Source organism: Colwellia meonggei, from assembly GCF_057537295.1.
Map to the genome: position 1 here is coordinate 25,317 of NZ_BAAJLZ010000004.1, position 14,114 is coordinate 39,430.

General features: G+C 37.9%; 18 protein-coding genes. 8 read left to right on the forward strand and 10 right to left on the reverse strand.

Features of this window, described 5'->3' with window-relative positions; translation table 11 throughout:
• The first annotated feature begins 9 nt into the window (after positions 1-9).
• Both mltF and AC27E9_RS11000 read left to right on the forward strand, forming a co-directional pair.
• Positions 10-1,455 (forward strand): membrane-bound lytic murein transglycosylase MltF, encoded by a 1,446-nt coding sequence (gene mltF, locus AC27E9_RS10995; protein ID WP_487130121.1) that lies wholly within the window; start codon positions 10-12, stop codon positions 1,453-1,455.
• A 133-nt stretch (positions 1,456-1,588) separates the two neighbouring features.
• Positions 1,589-1,735: a hypothetical protein gene (locus tag AC27E9_RS11000; protein WP_487130122.1), complete on the forward strand. Its 147-nt coding sequence runs from the start codon at positions 1,589-1,591 to the stop codon at positions 1,733-1,735.
• A 64-nt stretch (positions 1,736-1,799) separates the two neighbouring features.
• Here the strand turns inward: AC27E9_RS11000 and AC27E9_RS11005 are convergent, their stop codons facing one another.
• Positions 1,800-2,390, reverse strand: coding sequence for a carboxymuconolactone decarboxylase family protein (locus AC27E9_RS11005; RefSeq protein WP_487130123.1), 591 nt, complete (start codon positions 2,388-2,390; stop codon positions 1,800-1,802).
• Between the two features lie 323 nt (positions 2,391-2,713).
• Between AC27E9_RS11005 and AC27E9_RS11010 the strand changes: the two genes are divergently transcribed.
• Together AC27E9_RS11010 and AC27E9_RS11015 are read left to right on the forward strand one after the other, a co-directional pair.
• On the forward strand, positions 2,714-3,184 hold the full coding sequence (locus tag AC27E9_RS11010) for a MarR family winged helix-turn-helix transcriptional regulator (RefSeq protein ID WP_487130125.1): 471 nt from the start codon (positions 2,714-2,716) through the stop codon (positions 3,182-3,184).
• A gap of 31 nt (positions 3,185-3,215) precedes the next feature.
• Positions 3,216-3,596: a hypothetical protein gene (locus AC27E9_RS11015; RefSeq protein ID WP_487130127.1), complete on the forward strand. Its 381-nt coding sequence runs from the start codon at positions 3,216-3,218 to the stop codon at positions 3,594-3,596.
• Positions 3,597-3,599: 3 nt separating this feature from the next.
• On the opposite strand, the gene soxR is transcribed toward AC27E9_RS11015, so the two are convergent.
• A complete protein-coding gene (soxR, locus tag AC27E9_RS11020) occupies positions 3,600-4,064 on the reverse strand; it encodes a redox-sensitive transcriptional activator SoxR (protein ID WP_487130129.1) in 465 nt (154 codons plus the stop codon).
• 274 nt (positions 4,065-4,338) lie between these two features.
• On the opposite strand from soxR, the gene AC27E9_RS11025 reads away from it, so the two are divergent.
• Positions 4,339-4,758: a VOC family protein gene (locus AC27E9_RS11025; RefSeq protein WP_487130131.1), complete on the forward strand. Its 420-nt coding sequence runs from the start codon at positions 4,339-4,341 to the stop codon at positions 4,756-4,758.
• Positions 4,759-4,791: 33 nt separating this feature from the next.
• Here AC27E9_RS11025 and tadA read toward each other — a convergent pair whose 3' ends face one another.
• The 7 genes from tadA to AC27E9_RS11060 form a co-directional block, all read right to left on the reverse strand.
• Entirely contained in the window at positions 4,792-5,343 is a 552-nt protein-coding gene (tadA, locus tag AC27E9_RS11030; protein ID WP_487130133.1) for a tRNA adenosine(34) deaminase TadA, read from the reverse strand.
• A gap of 3 nt (positions 5,344-5,346) precedes the next feature.
• The gene (hemW, locus tag AC27E9_RS11035; protein ID WP_487130135.1) at positions 5,347-6,492 is read right to left on the reverse strand and encodes a radical SAM family heme chaperone HemW; all 1,146 of its coding nucleotides are present in this window, start codon (positions 6,490-6,492) and stop codon (positions 5,347-5,349) included.
• A gap of 1 nt (position 6,493) precedes the next feature.
• Positions 6,494-7,105 carry an XTP/dITP diphosphatase gene (locus AC27E9_RS11040; protein WP_487130137.1) on the reverse strand — a complete coding sequence of 204 codons (612 nt, stop codon included), beginning with the start codon at positions 7,103-7,105 and terminating at the stop codon, positions 6,494-6,496.
• A gap of 253 nt (positions 7,106-7,358) precedes the next feature.
• Positions 7,359-7,799, reverse strand: coding sequence for a DUF4426 domain-containing protein (locus AC27E9_RS11045; RefSeq protein WP_487130139.1), 441 nt, complete (start codon positions 7,797-7,799; stop codon positions 7,359-7,361).
• 59 nt (positions 7,800-7,858) lie between these two features.
• A complete protein-coding gene (locus AC27E9_RS11050; RefSeq protein WP_487130141.1) occupies positions 7,859-8,407 on the reverse strand; it encodes a YggT family protein in 549 nt (182 codons plus the stop codon).
• 146 nt (positions 8,408-8,553) lie between these two features.
• On the reverse strand, positions 8,554-9,366 hold the full coding sequence (proC, locus tag AC27E9_RS11055) for a pyrroline-5-carboxylate reductase (RefSeq protein ID WP_487130143.1): 813 nt from the start codon (positions 9,364-9,366) through the stop codon (positions 8,554-8,556).
• Between the two features lie 118 nt (positions 9,367-9,484).
• A complete protein-coding gene (locus tag AC27E9_RS11060) occupies positions 9,485-10,165 on the reverse strand; it encodes a YggS family pyridoxal phosphate-dependent enzyme (RefSeq protein WP_487130145.1) in 681 nt (226 codons plus the stop codon).
• 70 nt (positions 10,166-10,235) lie between these two features.
• Here AC27E9_RS11060 and AC27E9_RS11065 point away from each other — a divergent pair, with 70 nt between their 5' ends.
• The 3 genes from AC27E9_RS11065 to AC27E9_RS11075 all read left to right on the forward strand — a co-directional run bounded on the left by AC27E9_RS11065 (position 10,236) and on the right by AC27E9_RS11075 (position 13,104).
• Positions 10,236-11,279 carry a type IV pilus twitching motility protein PilT gene (locus AC27E9_RS11065; RefSeq protein WP_487081667.1) on the forward strand — a complete coding sequence of 348 codons (1,044 nt, stop codon included), beginning with the start codon at positions 10,236-10,238 and terminating at the stop codon, positions 11,277-11,279.
• A gap of 38 nt (positions 11,280-11,317) precedes the next feature.
• Positions 11,318-12,445, forward strand: a complete 1,128-nt coding sequence (locus AC27E9_RS11070) for a PilT/PilU family type 4a pilus ATPase (RefSeq protein ID WP_487130147.1) — start codon at positions 11,318-11,320, stop codon at positions 12,443-12,445.
• 113 nt (positions 12,446-12,558) lie between these two features.
• Positions 12,559-13,104 carry a DsrE family protein gene (locus tag AC27E9_RS11075; protein WP_487130149.1) on the forward strand — a complete coding sequence of 182 codons (546 nt, stop codon included), beginning with the start codon at positions 12,559-12,561 and terminating at the stop codon, positions 13,102-13,104.
• Positions 13,105-13,114: 10 nt separating this feature from the next.
• On the opposite strand, the gene AC27E9_RS11080 is transcribed toward AC27E9_RS11075, so the two are convergent.
• Positions 13,115-14,059, reverse strand: coding sequence for an AEC family transporter (locus AC27E9_RS11080; RefSeq protein WP_487130151.1), 945 nt, complete (start codon positions 14,057-14,059; stop codon positions 13,115-13,117).
• Between the last annotated feature and the right edge of the window lie 55 nt (positions 14,060-14,114).

The following is a 14,114-nucleotide window of genomic DNA, read 5'->3' on the forward strand; positions in this document are numbered from 1 at the left end:
TAGGGCACTATGATAAAAAAACAAATAAAATCATTTGCTAACAATTGCATAACTAACAAGGTTTTAGCCGCGTTTTGGCTACTGCTTGCGTTGTTGCTTAGCGGTTGCGAAACGGAACAATCGCCGGCTAATTTACAGCGCATAATTGATCGCGGCTACCTTACGGTTGGTACACTTTATGGCAACACCAGTTATTATTTAGATGCACAAGGTGCTGCTGGTTTCGAGTATGAATTGGCGCAGAAGTATGCCAATTTCCTAGGCGTCGAGTTAAAAATGATGCCGAGTTATAACCTTGATGAATTATTTGAGCAGGTTAATAACGGTAGTGTTGATATTTTGGCTGCTGGATTATCAGTGACCGATGAACGTCTTGCTCAATATCGCTTTGCGCCTAGCTATGACAATGTCAGCCAGAAACTGGTCTTTAAGCAAGGAAATATTCGCCCCCGTAAACTTGCAGATCTCACCGGTAAGCTAGAGATTGTTGCGCAATCGAGTCATGTTGAAAACTTGCTTAAATTAAAGCAATCGAACCCTGATCTAACCTGGACTGAAACTAGTGAATTAGACAGTGAAGAGTTATTACTGAGTGTATTAAACGGAGAAATAGACTACACCGTTGTTGACAGCAATACCTTAGCAATTAACCGTCGTTATTATCCGGAAATTAGCATAGGCTTTACTATACGAAAAGAACAGCCATTGGCTTGGATGGTAAGTAAAAATAGTGACGATACTATTTTAGCGAGCTTAATTGAGTTTTTTGGTCAAGTTCATCATAACGGCGTGTTACTGGCATTAGATGATAAATACTATGGCCATATTGAAGAGTTTAACTATGTTGATACGCGAATGTTTATTAAAGCAATCGAGAAAAAATTGCCAAAGTATCAGCCTTTGTTTGAAAAATATGGCCAAGAAATGGATTGGCGACTGTTAGCGGCAATAAGTTATCAAGAGTCTCATTGGGATCCGCATGCGCGCTCGTATACTGGAGTTCGCGGTATGATGATGTTGACTTTGCCTACGGCAAAACAAATGGGTATTAAAAGTCGTTTAGATGCAGAGCAAAGTATTCGCGGTGGTGCTAAGTATTTTAAACAACTTATTGAGCGCATGCCTGCGCGAGTACCTTCGCCTGATAGATTATGGTTTGCGCTAGCATCATACAATATTGGCTTAGGGCATTTAAATGATGCGAGAGAAATTACCAAGCAACAGGGTGGCGACCCAGACCGTTGGGTGGAAGTTAAAGAGCGTTTACCATTGCTAAAACAGAAAAAGTATTATAAAAAAACACGTTATGGTTATGCTCGTGGCGATGAACCGGTAAATTATGTCGAAAATATTCGACGTTATTACGATACTTTGACATGGGTTGATAACCAGAATAAAACACTTACGCCAAAAACAGAATTGGAAAACAACCCTGAAACGGTTATTACCGAATAATATCCTGGTAAAGTGTTAAAAATAGGATGTATGTCATTAAAATGTCATAATCATTGTAGATACTAGCGAAAATCAACGTGAGAATAGTAAAGCAGGATAAAAGTGTGTGATTAGGCATGCTAAAGAGGTCAAAATGAAAATAAAGAAATGTTTAACCAATAACCAACGTAAAAGAACTCTACACCGTAATAAAGTAAGATTGGCAAATCGCCGCCATATGCAGTTTACCCTTGATCAATATAGTAGTGAAGAAGCAACTGTTGCGGTATCGTCAACGTAAATAAAGCGCTAGCTAAATACCTAGCGCTGTTAAAAATAACTTAAGTTAGCAAAAACTGTGGTCGTTAAGTATGTTTACCACGACTCCAGTCGCTACCTTGTAATAGCCTTTCACCAGCATCAACCGCGCCGTTTTCCATGGTTGTTCCCATAGAGTCATTCCAACGATTTAAATAACCAAATAGTGAAATAACCGCTAAAATTTCCACGATTTCACCTTCATCCCAATACCTATGTAGTGCCTTTGATATATTGTCATCAACGGCATTAGGGACACTTGATGCCGCTAAAGCAAATTCAAAAGCCACTTTTTCTGCGTCAGAATACATTTCACTTTCTCGAAAGTTCCAAATGTTGGCAAGACGCTCATCGCTTCCACCATAACGCTCTGCCGCCAAAATGGTATGTGCTTCACAATATCGGCAACCGGTATTAGCACTGGTTATATAGCCAATAAGGCGTTTTTGTTCAGCATTTACTCTACCGTCATTGGCCATTACTGCCATGTTTAAGTTGATAAATGCTTTGGCAATTGCTGGCCGGTGTTGCATTGTTAAGACACTGTTAGGACAAAAACCTAATGTTTCATTAAAAAAGCGTGCTAACTCAGCAACATCTTCGTTAGCATCGCTTGCAAGCGGGGTAACCAGTGGCATAGTGTTATCTCCAATATCACGGGAATTTGTTTAATGGTATTTAAATAACATATAGCATAGATATTGCAAATGCAATATCTATGCTGATTGCAAGTTTTCATATTTTTAGATGAATTATTAGTGTTAAGTGGATTGGTGAAAATCGCTTGTTTCAAATTTAGCAGCAATGTAAAGTAAATTTGAATAGGGCATTTAACTAAATTTGGGGTGTTATTATTTCTTCTACTGCGAGAGAACAAGCTTTTAACCTAACAAATTTAATTGATGACAGTTTAGATTTATCCAGCCATTTACCCTTTCGTATTGCGGTTGTTAGTAACCTGTTGGCATTAAATAGAGATCTTGGTATTCGTTCTATATCAGATTTAGAGCCAAGAGAAATGCGAGTATTGATTAATATTGGCTCTTATATGCCGATAAAGTCAGCAGATATTGCTTATCAATCTCGAATTGACTCATCTAACGTAAGCCGAGCAGTGAAGGTTTTATTGGCGAAAGAATTGGTACATTCTGAGCCTGATCCCAGCAGCAAAAACATTAAATACTTAACCTTAACTGAATCTGGTATTGAACTGTATAAGCAACTTATACGAGCTCTTGAGCCTCGTGCGCAAGCGCTTGAAAGTGTTCTGTCGGAACAAGAAAAGGCAAGTTTTTATCATTGCCTAACTAAAATTGAAGCCAAGGCAGAACAATTACTCGCACAGCAGGCATTATCATTTGTTAATCAAGGTTTGGAAATACCTGCTGATCAAAAAGAGTTGCTACGCTGGTATAAGAAAAGCCAGAAATAAGTATTGAAAATGAATACATGGAGGTTGTGCAGTGGAAGAGCATGGAGAATACTCAATAATATTAGTCGATAAACTATTAAGTGTTCAGTTATCAGGAATGTTTAATGAACTTGCAACGCAAGTAGTATGTGAAAATATTCAAAACAATATTAAGCAATTAAATGGCGCAAGTTTTTGTATGTTGATAGATTGTACGCTTTATGAAGGTAGTACGCCTGAAGCACACAAAATATCTAATAATTTTTTGCAATGGCTAAATGCCCAAGCCTGCCGTGCTAGAGCAATTGTCTACAGTAAAAAACTCTATTTTGATATTGTAAAAAATGAACAACCAGCATTATTTGACCTGAAAAACCGTCGTGAATTTCATCATTTAACAGAGGCCAGTGAATGGTTGAACTCACAAATTTAATCGTTATTCAGAAAACCTATTTGTGATCGTTCTTTCAAGTATTACGGCACCAGTGTTATTGTCACCAAGTTTATCCTCTGCATTATAAATAGGGCAATTTTTCATAGATAAGCAACCACAACCAATACAGCCATCTATTGAATCCCTTAGTTTTTCTAAATAAGCAATTCTTTGGGTAAGACCTTGCTGCCAATGGCGAGACAATTTTTGCCAATCGTCTTTAGTTGGGGTTCTATTGTCGGGTAAATTAGCAAAAGCACTTTTAATCTCTTCTAAACTTACGCCCATTTTTTGTGCTGCTTTTATTACTGAAATACGCCTAAGCACTTCTCGTTTATAGCGTCGTTGATTACCATTATTTCTGAGGCTTTTAATCAAACCTAAGCTTTCGTAATAGTGCAAGCTCGATACTTTAATACCGCAACGTTTAGCTACTTTTCCAACACTTAAATTTGCTTCTTCTAACATAATTTCTCCTTTTTCTTACTTTATTAAAAAAAACGCTTTACCTCAAGTGAGCTTGAGGTTTTATGCTTGCGTTAAATAATAACTAACAGGAAGAAAATTAATGAAAAAGTTGACTAAACAAAGAGTAAGAGAGAGTGAGCACCATAAAATTTCAACTAAAGTGGGCGAACGTTGGTTGTGTATTTTTCAACTGTATTGCGCAACCTTATCTAATAAAGAGCAGTTTGTTCACGGATAACTATTAAATTAAACCGAAACATAAAGGAGTGAAAGTATGCTGTATTTAGAGCATTTAAATTTAGTGGTAAAAGATATTCCACGAGCGTTAGCATTTTATCAAGCGGCATTTCCCCATTGGAAAACTCGTGGTGAAGGGCGTTCAACTTGGTATGGTAAAGCACGACGTTGGCTCCACTTTGGTGATGATTATTTATATTTGGCGTTGAGCGATCACGGTAAAAACGACATTCGTGATAACAGAGGTTATCAAGTAGGGTTAAGCCATATTGCCTTTGTTACTGACGAATTAGCACAAGTGACTCAACGATTAGAAGCTGCAGGGTTTATTGGTGAAAAAGGGGAAGGGTCACCTGGAATTCGCAATAATACCTACTTTACCGATGCTGATGGCTATGAAATTGAATTTGTTGAATACTTGACAGAAGTGGTCAGTGAACGAAATGACTATAAATAAAATGATGAACCAAGTTGCTATTGCACCAACAATCTAAGCGTTTGGTGCATTTTTACGCGCTTGTTTTTCCGCTTTTTTCTCAGCTCTTCGGCGTTTAAAAAATGCTGATAGCATAGTGCTACATTCTGCTGCTAATAAACCGCCATTAACCTGAATTTGGTGGTTATGATTTTCATGATTGACTAATGAAAATGCACTGCCGGCAGCACCAGTTTTTAAATCTTCACTGGCAAATATTAATTGTTTTATTCGGCTATGAACAAGTAAACCAGCACACATAGGGCAGGGCTCTAAAGTTACATATAAGGTGCAATCAAGTAAGCGATAATTTTCTATATTTTTACCGGCGTCACGAATTGCCATCATTTCAGCATGGGCTGATGGGTCACTATTCATGATAGACTGATTAAAGCCTTCACCAATAATTTTTCCATCACAAACTACCACTGCGCCAACGGGGATTTCATTATGACTTTCAGCAATTTCGGCTAGAGTTATAGCGCGGCGCATAAACTTTTCATCATCGCTAGAAAACGCAGTTACAGCTGACATTTTTGCTGTTAATTCTGGATTGCTATCAGTCATAAGTTATAAAAACATTTCCAATAAATCATTTAAATATCGGTGGCCTAATTTACTCACAAACCAAAGTTCGCCATCGAATTCCATTAACTGTTTTGATTGTGCTTGTAGTAAAGTAGGTAAAATGGCCTGTTCGCCTAAACCGGTGCGTGTTTTAAATTCAGTTAATGAAAACCCTGAATGTAATCTTAGGCGATTCATCATGTATTCAAAAGGCAACTCTTCATCAGTTACAGCATGTAACTTATCAAGAGCGACTCTGTTTTTATCTAAATAGCCTTTTGGGTGTTTTACCTTTACTGTGCGATATATTTTTTGCTTATTAATGTCGGTAATTTTGCCGTGGGCGCCACAGCCAATACCAAGGTAGTCACCGAATTGCCAGTAATTCAGGTTATGTTGACATTGATATTCGGGCTTACTATAAGCCGATATTTCATATTGTTGATATCCCGCTTCTTCAAGCAGAGCAATGCCTTGGTCTTGAATACTCCATAAGGTTTCATCTTGTGGTAATTTTGGTGGCCTTGAATGAAAAGCGGTATTTGGTTCAATGGTTAATTGATACCAGGAAATATGCGTTGGCTTTAAACTGATAGCCGTTTTTAAATCGTCTAGTGCATGCGCTACGGTTTGATCTGGTAAACCATGCATTAAATCTAAATTAAAACTCGTAACGCCACATTCGCTCGCAAGGTTTGCTGCAGTTTTTGCCTGCTGACTATCGTGTATTCGTCCTAGCTTAATCAGCTTGTCTGATTCAAAACTTTGTACGCCAACGGATAGTCGAGAAACGCCACCATTAAAAAAGCCAATAAACTTTTCAGCTTCTACGGTACCAGGGTTTGCTTCTAAGGTGATTTCAATATTTTGCTTGTGTTCAAAACGCTGTAGCACTTGTGTCAATAGCTGCTCAATAGCTGGCGCTGAAAACAAGCTTGGTGTGCCGCCACCAATGAATATTGAGTGCAGAGGGCGCTGTTGTAGGCCAAATTGCGCAATATCACTATCTAGATCTTGTAGTAGCTCAGTAATATAGTCTTGCTCTGGGATCTTGTGCTTGAGTGCATGAGAATTAAAGTCACAATAAGGGCACTTTTCAACACACCAAGGGATGTGAATATAGAGCGATAACTGTGGGGCAACTAACATGCTAAGTGTATTCTTTTACAAATTGCTGAGTAAGCAATGATACTAGTTTTTGTAATGCTTGGCCTCGATGACTCAATTGGTTTTTCAAGTCACGCGGTAATTGTGCGGAAGTCATTTGATGTTCTTCTTGCCAAAACACAGGATCGTAGCCGAAGCCTTGTTCTCCTTGTTTTTCACGACAAATACTGCCTTGCCAAACACCATGGCAAACTAATGGTGTTGGATCATTTTCGTGGCGCATATAAACCAATACGCAATGAAAACGGGCTGTGCGGTTTTCATCAGTAACGTCAGCTAATGCGGTTAACAGTTTATTGGTATTGTCGTCATCGCTAGCATTTTCACCAGCATAACGCGCTGAATAAACACCGGGTGCACCATTTAGCGCATCAACTTCTAATCCTGAGTCATCGGCAATGGCCGGTAAGCCCGTTATTTTTGCTGCGTGTCGAGCTTTGATTATGGCATTTTCAATGAAGGTTGTGCCGGTTTCTGCAACATCAGGCACATTGAATTCACTTTGTGGCTTGATTTCAATGTTTTGTTTGGCGAGTAAGCTAGCTAGCTCTTTCACTTTGCCTTGATTGCCTGTTGCTAATACGATAGTCGACATCACTAATACCTTCGAATAAATTAATTGTAACTATGGCGCGCATAATACCTTAATCTGCACTAAAGAGGGAGCGTATTAATGGCGATTATAGGTAATGTATGGCTTATATTCTGTTTAAAATTTATTTATCGCTTTTGTTGTGTGAAGTAAGTTGAAAAATAATTAGGGTAGTAGTGTAAAGAGTAGAGCGGAGTGGAAATTTAACGGTAAACCTTCAGCGGTAATCAACCTACCGCTGAAGGTAATAGGGGAATTAATCAACATAAAATTTTTGTGAAAACTTTAAGTTATGCTGTTTACCTTTATCACTGATATTTATATCAAAATAAATGGTTTCTTCGTTGGCATAATTCACTTGTGCAAGGTAATAAACGGCATCACCTTCTTTTACTTCGGTAAACTCCAAAGACTTTATTTGCCCTACGTCATTACGCGCTTTACCCGTTAAAATTACACTTTTAGCTGGATTACCTTTTTGACTATTGTCTAATACAGATATATTGATAAGCCCTTTATATCTGCTGCGCTCCAAGCCATAAGCTTTGGCTATTTCTGGTGTTAAAAATGTAGAATTAATTGCCATGTAGTGAACGTTTATATCGTCCATTTTTTTCATGTTTTCCGCATGTGCAAAGCTAAACATGGAACCGGCAAAAAGTATTACCAATATCAGCTTATTAATTATGTTTTTCATGACTATGACCTTAAAATGTAAGTCGGTTAAGTTAAGTATATACGATCAATACTTAACCGTTATATCATCGCCCAGTAAGGCACCCATCCGCGTAATAATATATTTATGACATTTAATAATAAGAAAGCAATGAGTACTGATAGATCAAGACCGCCAATACTAGGAATAACTTTTCTAATCGGTGTCAAAACTGGCGCAGTAAGTTGATGAAAAATCATTTGGGTTGGGTTATAGCCTTGTACAACCCAGCTCATCAATGCCATTACTAACATTATGATAAATAATAACATGCCAGTTTGTTTTATGAGGTAAATAAGTCCTAAATAGAATGCCATCATAAAATCAATAGGGCCGCCATTAATTAACGGAATAATAATGAAAGTTAGTGTGGCGACTAAATAGGCCAAAATAATGGTCGGTAAGTCGATACCACCAAGCCCTGGAATTAATCTACGTAATGGGATCACCAATGGGTTACTGACTTTAACGATAAACTGACTGAGCGGGTTATAAAAGTCTGCTCGCACCAATTGCAACCAAACCCGTAGCACTAAAATCATTAATAATGCGTCAAAGGCAAACTTAAGCAAATAATTAATTGCTTCCATTTAAAACTCCAAAATTATAAGAAAAAACTGTGTTATCTATACTCCAAAATATTAGGAGATAAATATTAAATATCAATCAATTAAATGTATCAATATTAACTTAATTGTTAATTATTGATACTTCATTTAAGGCGATAGTAATATGATTAATTACTTTGCGCCATTTCTTTAGCGCGATTTACCGCACTATCCATGGCTTTTGTTACCAGTTGTTCCAAGCCGCCTTCACCAAAGGCACTAATTGCAGCTTGCGTAGTACCGCCTTTTGAAGTGACATTTTCACGTAATTTGCTAATAGAGGTTTCACTTTCAGAAACCATTTTTGCCGCACCTAATGCTGTTTGTTGAACCAATGCTCGGCTGTCTTGCTCATTAAAACCGTAGGCTCTAGCTTGTTTTTCCATAGCCTCCATAAACAAAAAGAAGTAAGCTGGGCCAGAACCAGAAATAGCAATGATATGATCAATTTGTTGTTCAGACGCTAACCATTTTACTATTCCAACAGACTGCATCAATGAAGTAGTTAATGTTTTGTCTTCATCGCTTGTTTGAGCATTTGCAAATATACCGGTTACACCAACGCCCATTTGACTTGGTGTATTTGGCATCGTTCTAATGACAGCGCATGGTTGACCTAGTGCTTGTTCTATTTGTGCAATAGTGCTACCTGCAGCAACGGAAATAAAACACTTTTCAGTTACGTCAATTTGTTCCCTTAGTTGCTGGCATACTTCGCTGATAAGGTAAGGTTTAACACCTAATACAATCACTTCTGCAAATTTTGCTGCTTCAATATTGCATTCACTTTGTTGAATACCTAGTTCTGTCTGTAGTGCTAAGCGCTTTTCTGGTGAAGGATTAGTAACCATAATCTTTTCGGCAGGGTAGCCGTTTTTTACTAAACCAGAAATAATTGCACCGTTCATATTGCCGGCACCAATAAATGCTAAATTTTTCATGTTTGTCCTAATGATAAAATACCAATAGCCTAATGGCGGTAATGGTATGTGGTAATTTTGATTACTTATAAGTGTAAATAACTCGTTGCTCAACGAGTAGACGACTTTTGTATAATTATTATTTTTGCGCTCGGGCACCAAAAATAGCAGAGCCGATGCGAACTATTGTTGAACCGGCGTTAATCGCTGGTTGTAAATCCGCGGACATACCCATGGAAAGTGTATCTAAGCTAGGATATTGCTTTTGTAGTCTCTTAAATAATGTTTGCATGGCGGTAAAACTTGTGTCTGGAGCATTTTTTTCTGGAATAGCCATCAAGCCACGGATAGTTAAGTTTTGATATTGAGAAACTTCATTAAGTAGGCTAGGTAACTCAGCAATTAAAACACCTGATTTACTTTCTTCACCGCTAATATTCACTTGTAAACATATGTTTAGCGGGGTATCTTGACCAGACCTATGGTCATTAAGGCGCTTTGCTATTTTAGCTCTGTCGATGCTATGCACCCAAGAAAAATGATTTGCAATTAATTTGGTTTTGTTACTTTGAATTGGACCGATAAAATGCCAAGAAATATCAGGTTTGTTTTGCAAGGCTGTTATTTTATCAACCGCTTCTTGAACGTAGCTTTCGCCGAATGTGCGTTGGCCAGCGTTGTAAGCTTGTTCGATCATTTCAACCGGTTTGGTTTTGCTTACCGCAAGCAAAGTGACATCAGTAGCACTACGACCCGCTTGTTGACAAGCAGAAGAAATTTGCAGTTCAACTTCAGCAATATTATCTTTAATGGCAATCATATTGTTTATTTCAGTTCTCGATGACTTATACAGTTATTAATTCAATTATTAATTCGACTTAGAGGTTTGTATGGATATTACCGAATTACTTGCATTTAGCGTGGAAAATAATGCTTCCGATCTACATTTATCAACGGGAACTCCCCCGTCTATTCGCGTTGATGGTGATGTACGTAAACTAAATATACCAGCATTTGACGAAAAAGATGTTAACGCTTTGGTCTATGATATTATGAATGACCGCCAGCGCAAAGAGTATGAAGAAAATTTAGAGGTCGATTTTTCATTTGAAGTACCAAATTTAGCGCGTTTTAGGGTAAATGCTTTTAACCAAAATCGTGGCCCAGCGGCGGTATTTCGTACCATTCCAAGTAAAATATTATCGTTAGATGATTTAGGCTGCCCCGATATATTCCGTGATATATCTGAATTTCCTCGTGGTTTAGTACTTGTTACCGGTCCAACAGGCTCTGGTAAATCAACGACTTTAGCGGCTATGGTTGACTACATCAATAAGCATAAACATGATCATATTTTAACGATCGAAGACCCTATTGAATTTGTTCACGAGAACCATTCATGTCTGATTAACCAGCGTGAAGTTCATCGTGATACCTTGAGTTTTAATGCCGCACTTCGCTCAGCACTACGTGAAGATCCCGATGTAATACTTGTGGGTGAAATGCGAGATTTAGAAACTATTCGTTTAGCGATGACGGCAGCAGAAACAGGTCATTTAGTTTTTGGTACCTTACATACGACCTCTGCACCAAAAACAATTGACCGTATTATTGATGTATTCCCAGGTGAAGAAAAAGCTATGGTGCGTTCAATGTTATCGGAGTCATTACGTGCGGTTATTTCACAAACCTTAGTGAAAAAAGTGGGCGGTGGCCGTGTGGCAGCGCACGAAATTATGATGGGGGTACCGGCTATTCGAAATCTTATTCGTGAAGATAAAATTGCGCAAATGTATTCAGCGATTCAAACAGGTATGTCAAGCGGTATGCAAACTATGGATCAATGTCTTCAAAACTTGGTCAATCGCGGTATGATCACCAAACAAGATGCGATGGAAAAAGCACAAGATAAAAATCAATTCATGGGTTACTAGCCGAATGGCTAGTGTCGAATAAATGAAAGGGTAATTAAATGAATTTTAATGACTTATTACAAAAGATGGTGCAACAAGAAGCATCAGATATGTTTGTTACCGCAAAGCTTGCAGTAAGTGCAAAAATTAATGGTGAATTAACAGCTATTGATGATCATATTTTAACGCCAGATGAAGCATTAGGCTTAGTACATGATGCTATGTCGGAAAAGCAAAAAGCTGAATTTGATCAAGATAAAGAATGTAACTTTGCGATTTCAATTGACGGTATAGGTCGCTTTCGTGTTTCAGCATTTTGGCAACGAGATATGGCGGGTATGGTAATCCGTCGTATTGTTACTGAAATACCAGAAGCCGATGATCTTGGCTTGCCGTCGGTATTAAAAGATGTGGTAATGTCAAAGCGTGGCTTAGTGTTGTTTGTCGGTGGTACAGGTACAGGTAAATCAACCTCGATGGCGGCACTGATTGGGTATCGAAACAAAAACTCGCGTGGTCATATTTTAACCATTGAAGACCCCGTTGAGTTTGTCCACGAGCATGGTAAATGTATGGTAACTCAGCGAGAAGTTGGGTTAGATACTGAAAGTTTTGACGCGGCTTTAAAAAGTTCTTTACGCCAAGCTCCTGATGTTATTTTAATTGGTGAAATTCGAAACCAAGAAACCATGGAGCATGCTCTAAGCTTTGCGGAAACAGGGCATTTATGTATTGCGACACTACATGCCAATAATGCAAACCAAGCCATTGACCGTATTATGCATTTAGTTCCTGCTGAGCAGCATGGGAAGTTATTATTTGATTTAGCATTAAATCTTCGTGGTATTGTTGCACAACAGTTGATCCCAACGCGTGACGGCAATGGCCGTGTTGCTGCTATCGAGATTCTGCTTAATTCTCCGTATGTTGCTGAATTAGTAAAAAAAGGTGAAGTCGGCAGTATTAAAGAAGTTATGGAGAAATCAACGGACCAAGGGATGCAGACGTTTGATAAAGCCTTGTTTGATTTGTATCAGCAAGGTTTAATTAACTATGCAGATGCATTGCACCATGCTGATTCTCCAAATGACTTACGTCTAATGATTAAACTACGTAGCAATGATCAAGGCGGTACGGGGTCATTAGCAGGAGTAACTATTGATGGTTTAGAGCCAACAGATCATTAACTGAACTTTGTGTTTTAAAAGCTTTAGATAACCTAAAAAACATGCTGGTCTTGGCATGTTTTTTTATCTGTATATTATTGGAACAGTAAAATATTAATATAAAAGGGCACTCAATGTCGTTATTTATAAGGTTAATTATTTTCGTAATTAGTTTAGCTATCAGCCAATCTGTCATTGCTGGTGCTGATAAATTTGTATTAGGTCCGGTGATTAAAAATTATGGTAAACATGCGGCTGTGCAGCAAGACTTAGTGTTGAATGAAACAGCAAAGTTAAAAGTTGCTTTCGATATTAGTGAGCAAAGTAAAACTGGCGAAGTTAATCGGAAAATTGAAACATTAGCTCGTTTTATTAATATGCATGTTGCCAATGGTATTAAGTCTGAAAATATTCATTTAGCGTTGGTTGTACACGGTAAAGCAGGGTTTGATTTACTGAAAAATTCGCAGTACCAAGCTAAGTTTCAGCATGACAATGCTAACGCTGAATTGCTCAGGCAATTGATGCTTAATCAGGTTGAAGTTTATTTATGTGGCCAATCAGCTGCATACTATGATCTTGACAACGATATGCTATTACCAGGCGCTAAAATGGCACTGTCAGCGATGACTGCTCATGCGGTTTTACACAATAATGGTTACCATTTGAATCCATTTTAAGTTGCATAAATTACATAACTTGTGCTGGTACAAGATAATTTGTCAGCAACCAGAGTAAAAACGGCAGTGTTATCATTGATAGTACTGTTGTTACGACAACAATACCTGCAACAGTCTCTTGGTGTTTGCTATGTTGCTTGGCAATTAAATAGGAGTTAACGCCAGTAGGGCTAGCACTCAAAATTACTAGTGCAGCACTTACTATTGCTGGGAGTTGCATGACATGATAGCAAACAACAAATACCAGTAAGGGTAACAATACCAATTTTAAAATACTGGCTGATAATATGAACTTAATTTCGCTACGAATGTGATAAAACGCTAAAGATGCGCCAAGTAAAAATAGTGCTAGCGTGATAGCGGGACGCCCCAATAATAATAAACTATCATTGACAATATTTGGCAATGTTAAGCCAGCTAAATTAATCAAAAAACCGGTGATTATGGCAATTAAAAATGGATTATAAAAAGTTTGTTTAAGAAAGTTTCGCCAATTGAATTGTCCTGATTTCGACGCCAATATTCCGGTTAACCCAAACAATAAAGCGCTATGTAAACTTACAACGAGAAATATTGTTGGTAGAACATGCTCACCTAACACCATCAGCGCTACGGGCATGCCAACAATAACATTATTTGAGTAACTTGCAGCTAACCCATAAACAGCTGAGGCAGGCGGATTACCACTAAATTTTTGATGAAAATAAAAGTTACACAAATAGCCAATAGCAAAAATTATTAACACAGGTAAATAAAAGGCTGCATAAATAGAAACATCAATGTTGCTTAAATCAGCATTGGCAAGTTGTTGAAATAAAAATGCCGGTATTGCTAAGGTAAAAGTAAACTTACTTAATGTTTCAATTTGGGGTTTACTGAATAGCTGTTTTTTGGCACTCAAATAGCCTACTAAACCCATTATAATTAACGGGCTAATAATCGTAATAATACTCATAAAATCTTATTTTTACGTGATAAAGGCAGATAGTTGCCTGCTCGAGTTTTGCTAT

What these genes read in the sequence shown, in the direction of transcription:
- mltF (WP_487130121.1), top strand. Translation starts at nt 10, where the DNA reads ATGATAAAAAAACAAATAAAATCATTTGCTAACAATTGCATAACTAAC.
- AC27E9_RS11000 (WP_487130122.1), top strand. Translation starts at nt 1,589, where the DNA reads ATGAAAATAAAGAAATGTTTAACCAATAACCAACGTAAAAGAACTCTA.
- AC27E9_RS11005 (WP_487130123.1), bottom strand. Translation starts at nt 2,390, where the DNA reads ATGCCACTGGTTACCCCGCTTGCAAGCGATGCTAACGAAGATGTTGCT.
- soxR (WP_487130129.1), bottom strand. Translation starts at nt 4,064, where the DNA reads ATGTTAGAAGAAGCAAATTTAAGTGTTGGAAAAGTAGCTAAACGTTGC.
- AC27E9_RS11025 (WP_487130131.1), top strand. Translation starts at nt 4,339, where the DNA reads ATGCTGTATTTAGAGCATTTAAATTTAGTGGTAAAAGATATTCCACGA.
- tadA (WP_487130133.1), bottom strand. Translation starts at nt 5,343, where the DNA reads ATGACTGATAGCAATCCAGAATTAACAGCAAAAATGTCAGCTGTAACT.
- hemW (WP_487130135.1), bottom strand. Translation starts at nt 6,492, where the DNA reads ATGTTAGTTGCCCCACAGTTATCGCTCTATATTCACATCCCTTGGTGT.
- AC27E9_RS11040 (WP_487130137.1), bottom strand. Translation starts at nt 7,105, where the DNA reads ATGTCGACTATCGTATTAGCAACAGGCAATCAAGGCAAAGTGAAAGAG.
- AC27E9_RS11045 (WP_487130139.1), bottom strand. Translation starts at nt 7,799, where the DNA reads ATGAAAAACATAATTAATAAGCTGATATTGGTAATACTTTTTGCCGGT.
- AC27E9_RS11050 (WP_487130141.1), bottom strand. Translation starts at nt 8,407, where the DNA reads ATGGAAGCAATTAATTATTTGCTTAAGTTTGCCTTTGACGCATTATTA.
- proC (WP_487130143.1), bottom strand. Translation starts at nt 9,366, where the DNA reads ATGAAAAATTTAGCATTTATTGGTGCCGGCAATATGAACGGTGCAATT.
- AC27E9_RS11060 (WP_487130145.1), bottom strand. Translation starts at nt 10,165, where the DNA reads ATGATTGCCATTAAAGATAATATTGCTGAAGTTGAACTGCAAATTTCT.
- AC27E9_RS11065 (WP_487081667.1), top strand. Translation starts at nt 10,236, where the DNA reads ATGGATATTACCGAATTACTTGCATTTAGCGTGGAAAATAATGCTTCC.
- AC27E9_RS11070 (WP_487130147.1), top strand. Translation starts at nt 11,318, where the DNA reads ATGAATTTTAATGACTTATTACAAAAGATGGTGCAACAAGAAGCATCA.
- AC27E9_RS11075 (WP_487130149.1), top strand. Translation starts at nt 12,559, where the DNA reads ATGTCGTTATTTATAAGGTTAATTATTTTCGTAATTAGTTTAGCTATC.
- AC27E9_RS11080 (WP_487130151.1), bottom strand. Translation starts at nt 14,059, where the DNA reads ATGAGTATTATTACGATTATTAGCCCGTTAATTATAATGGGTTTAGTA.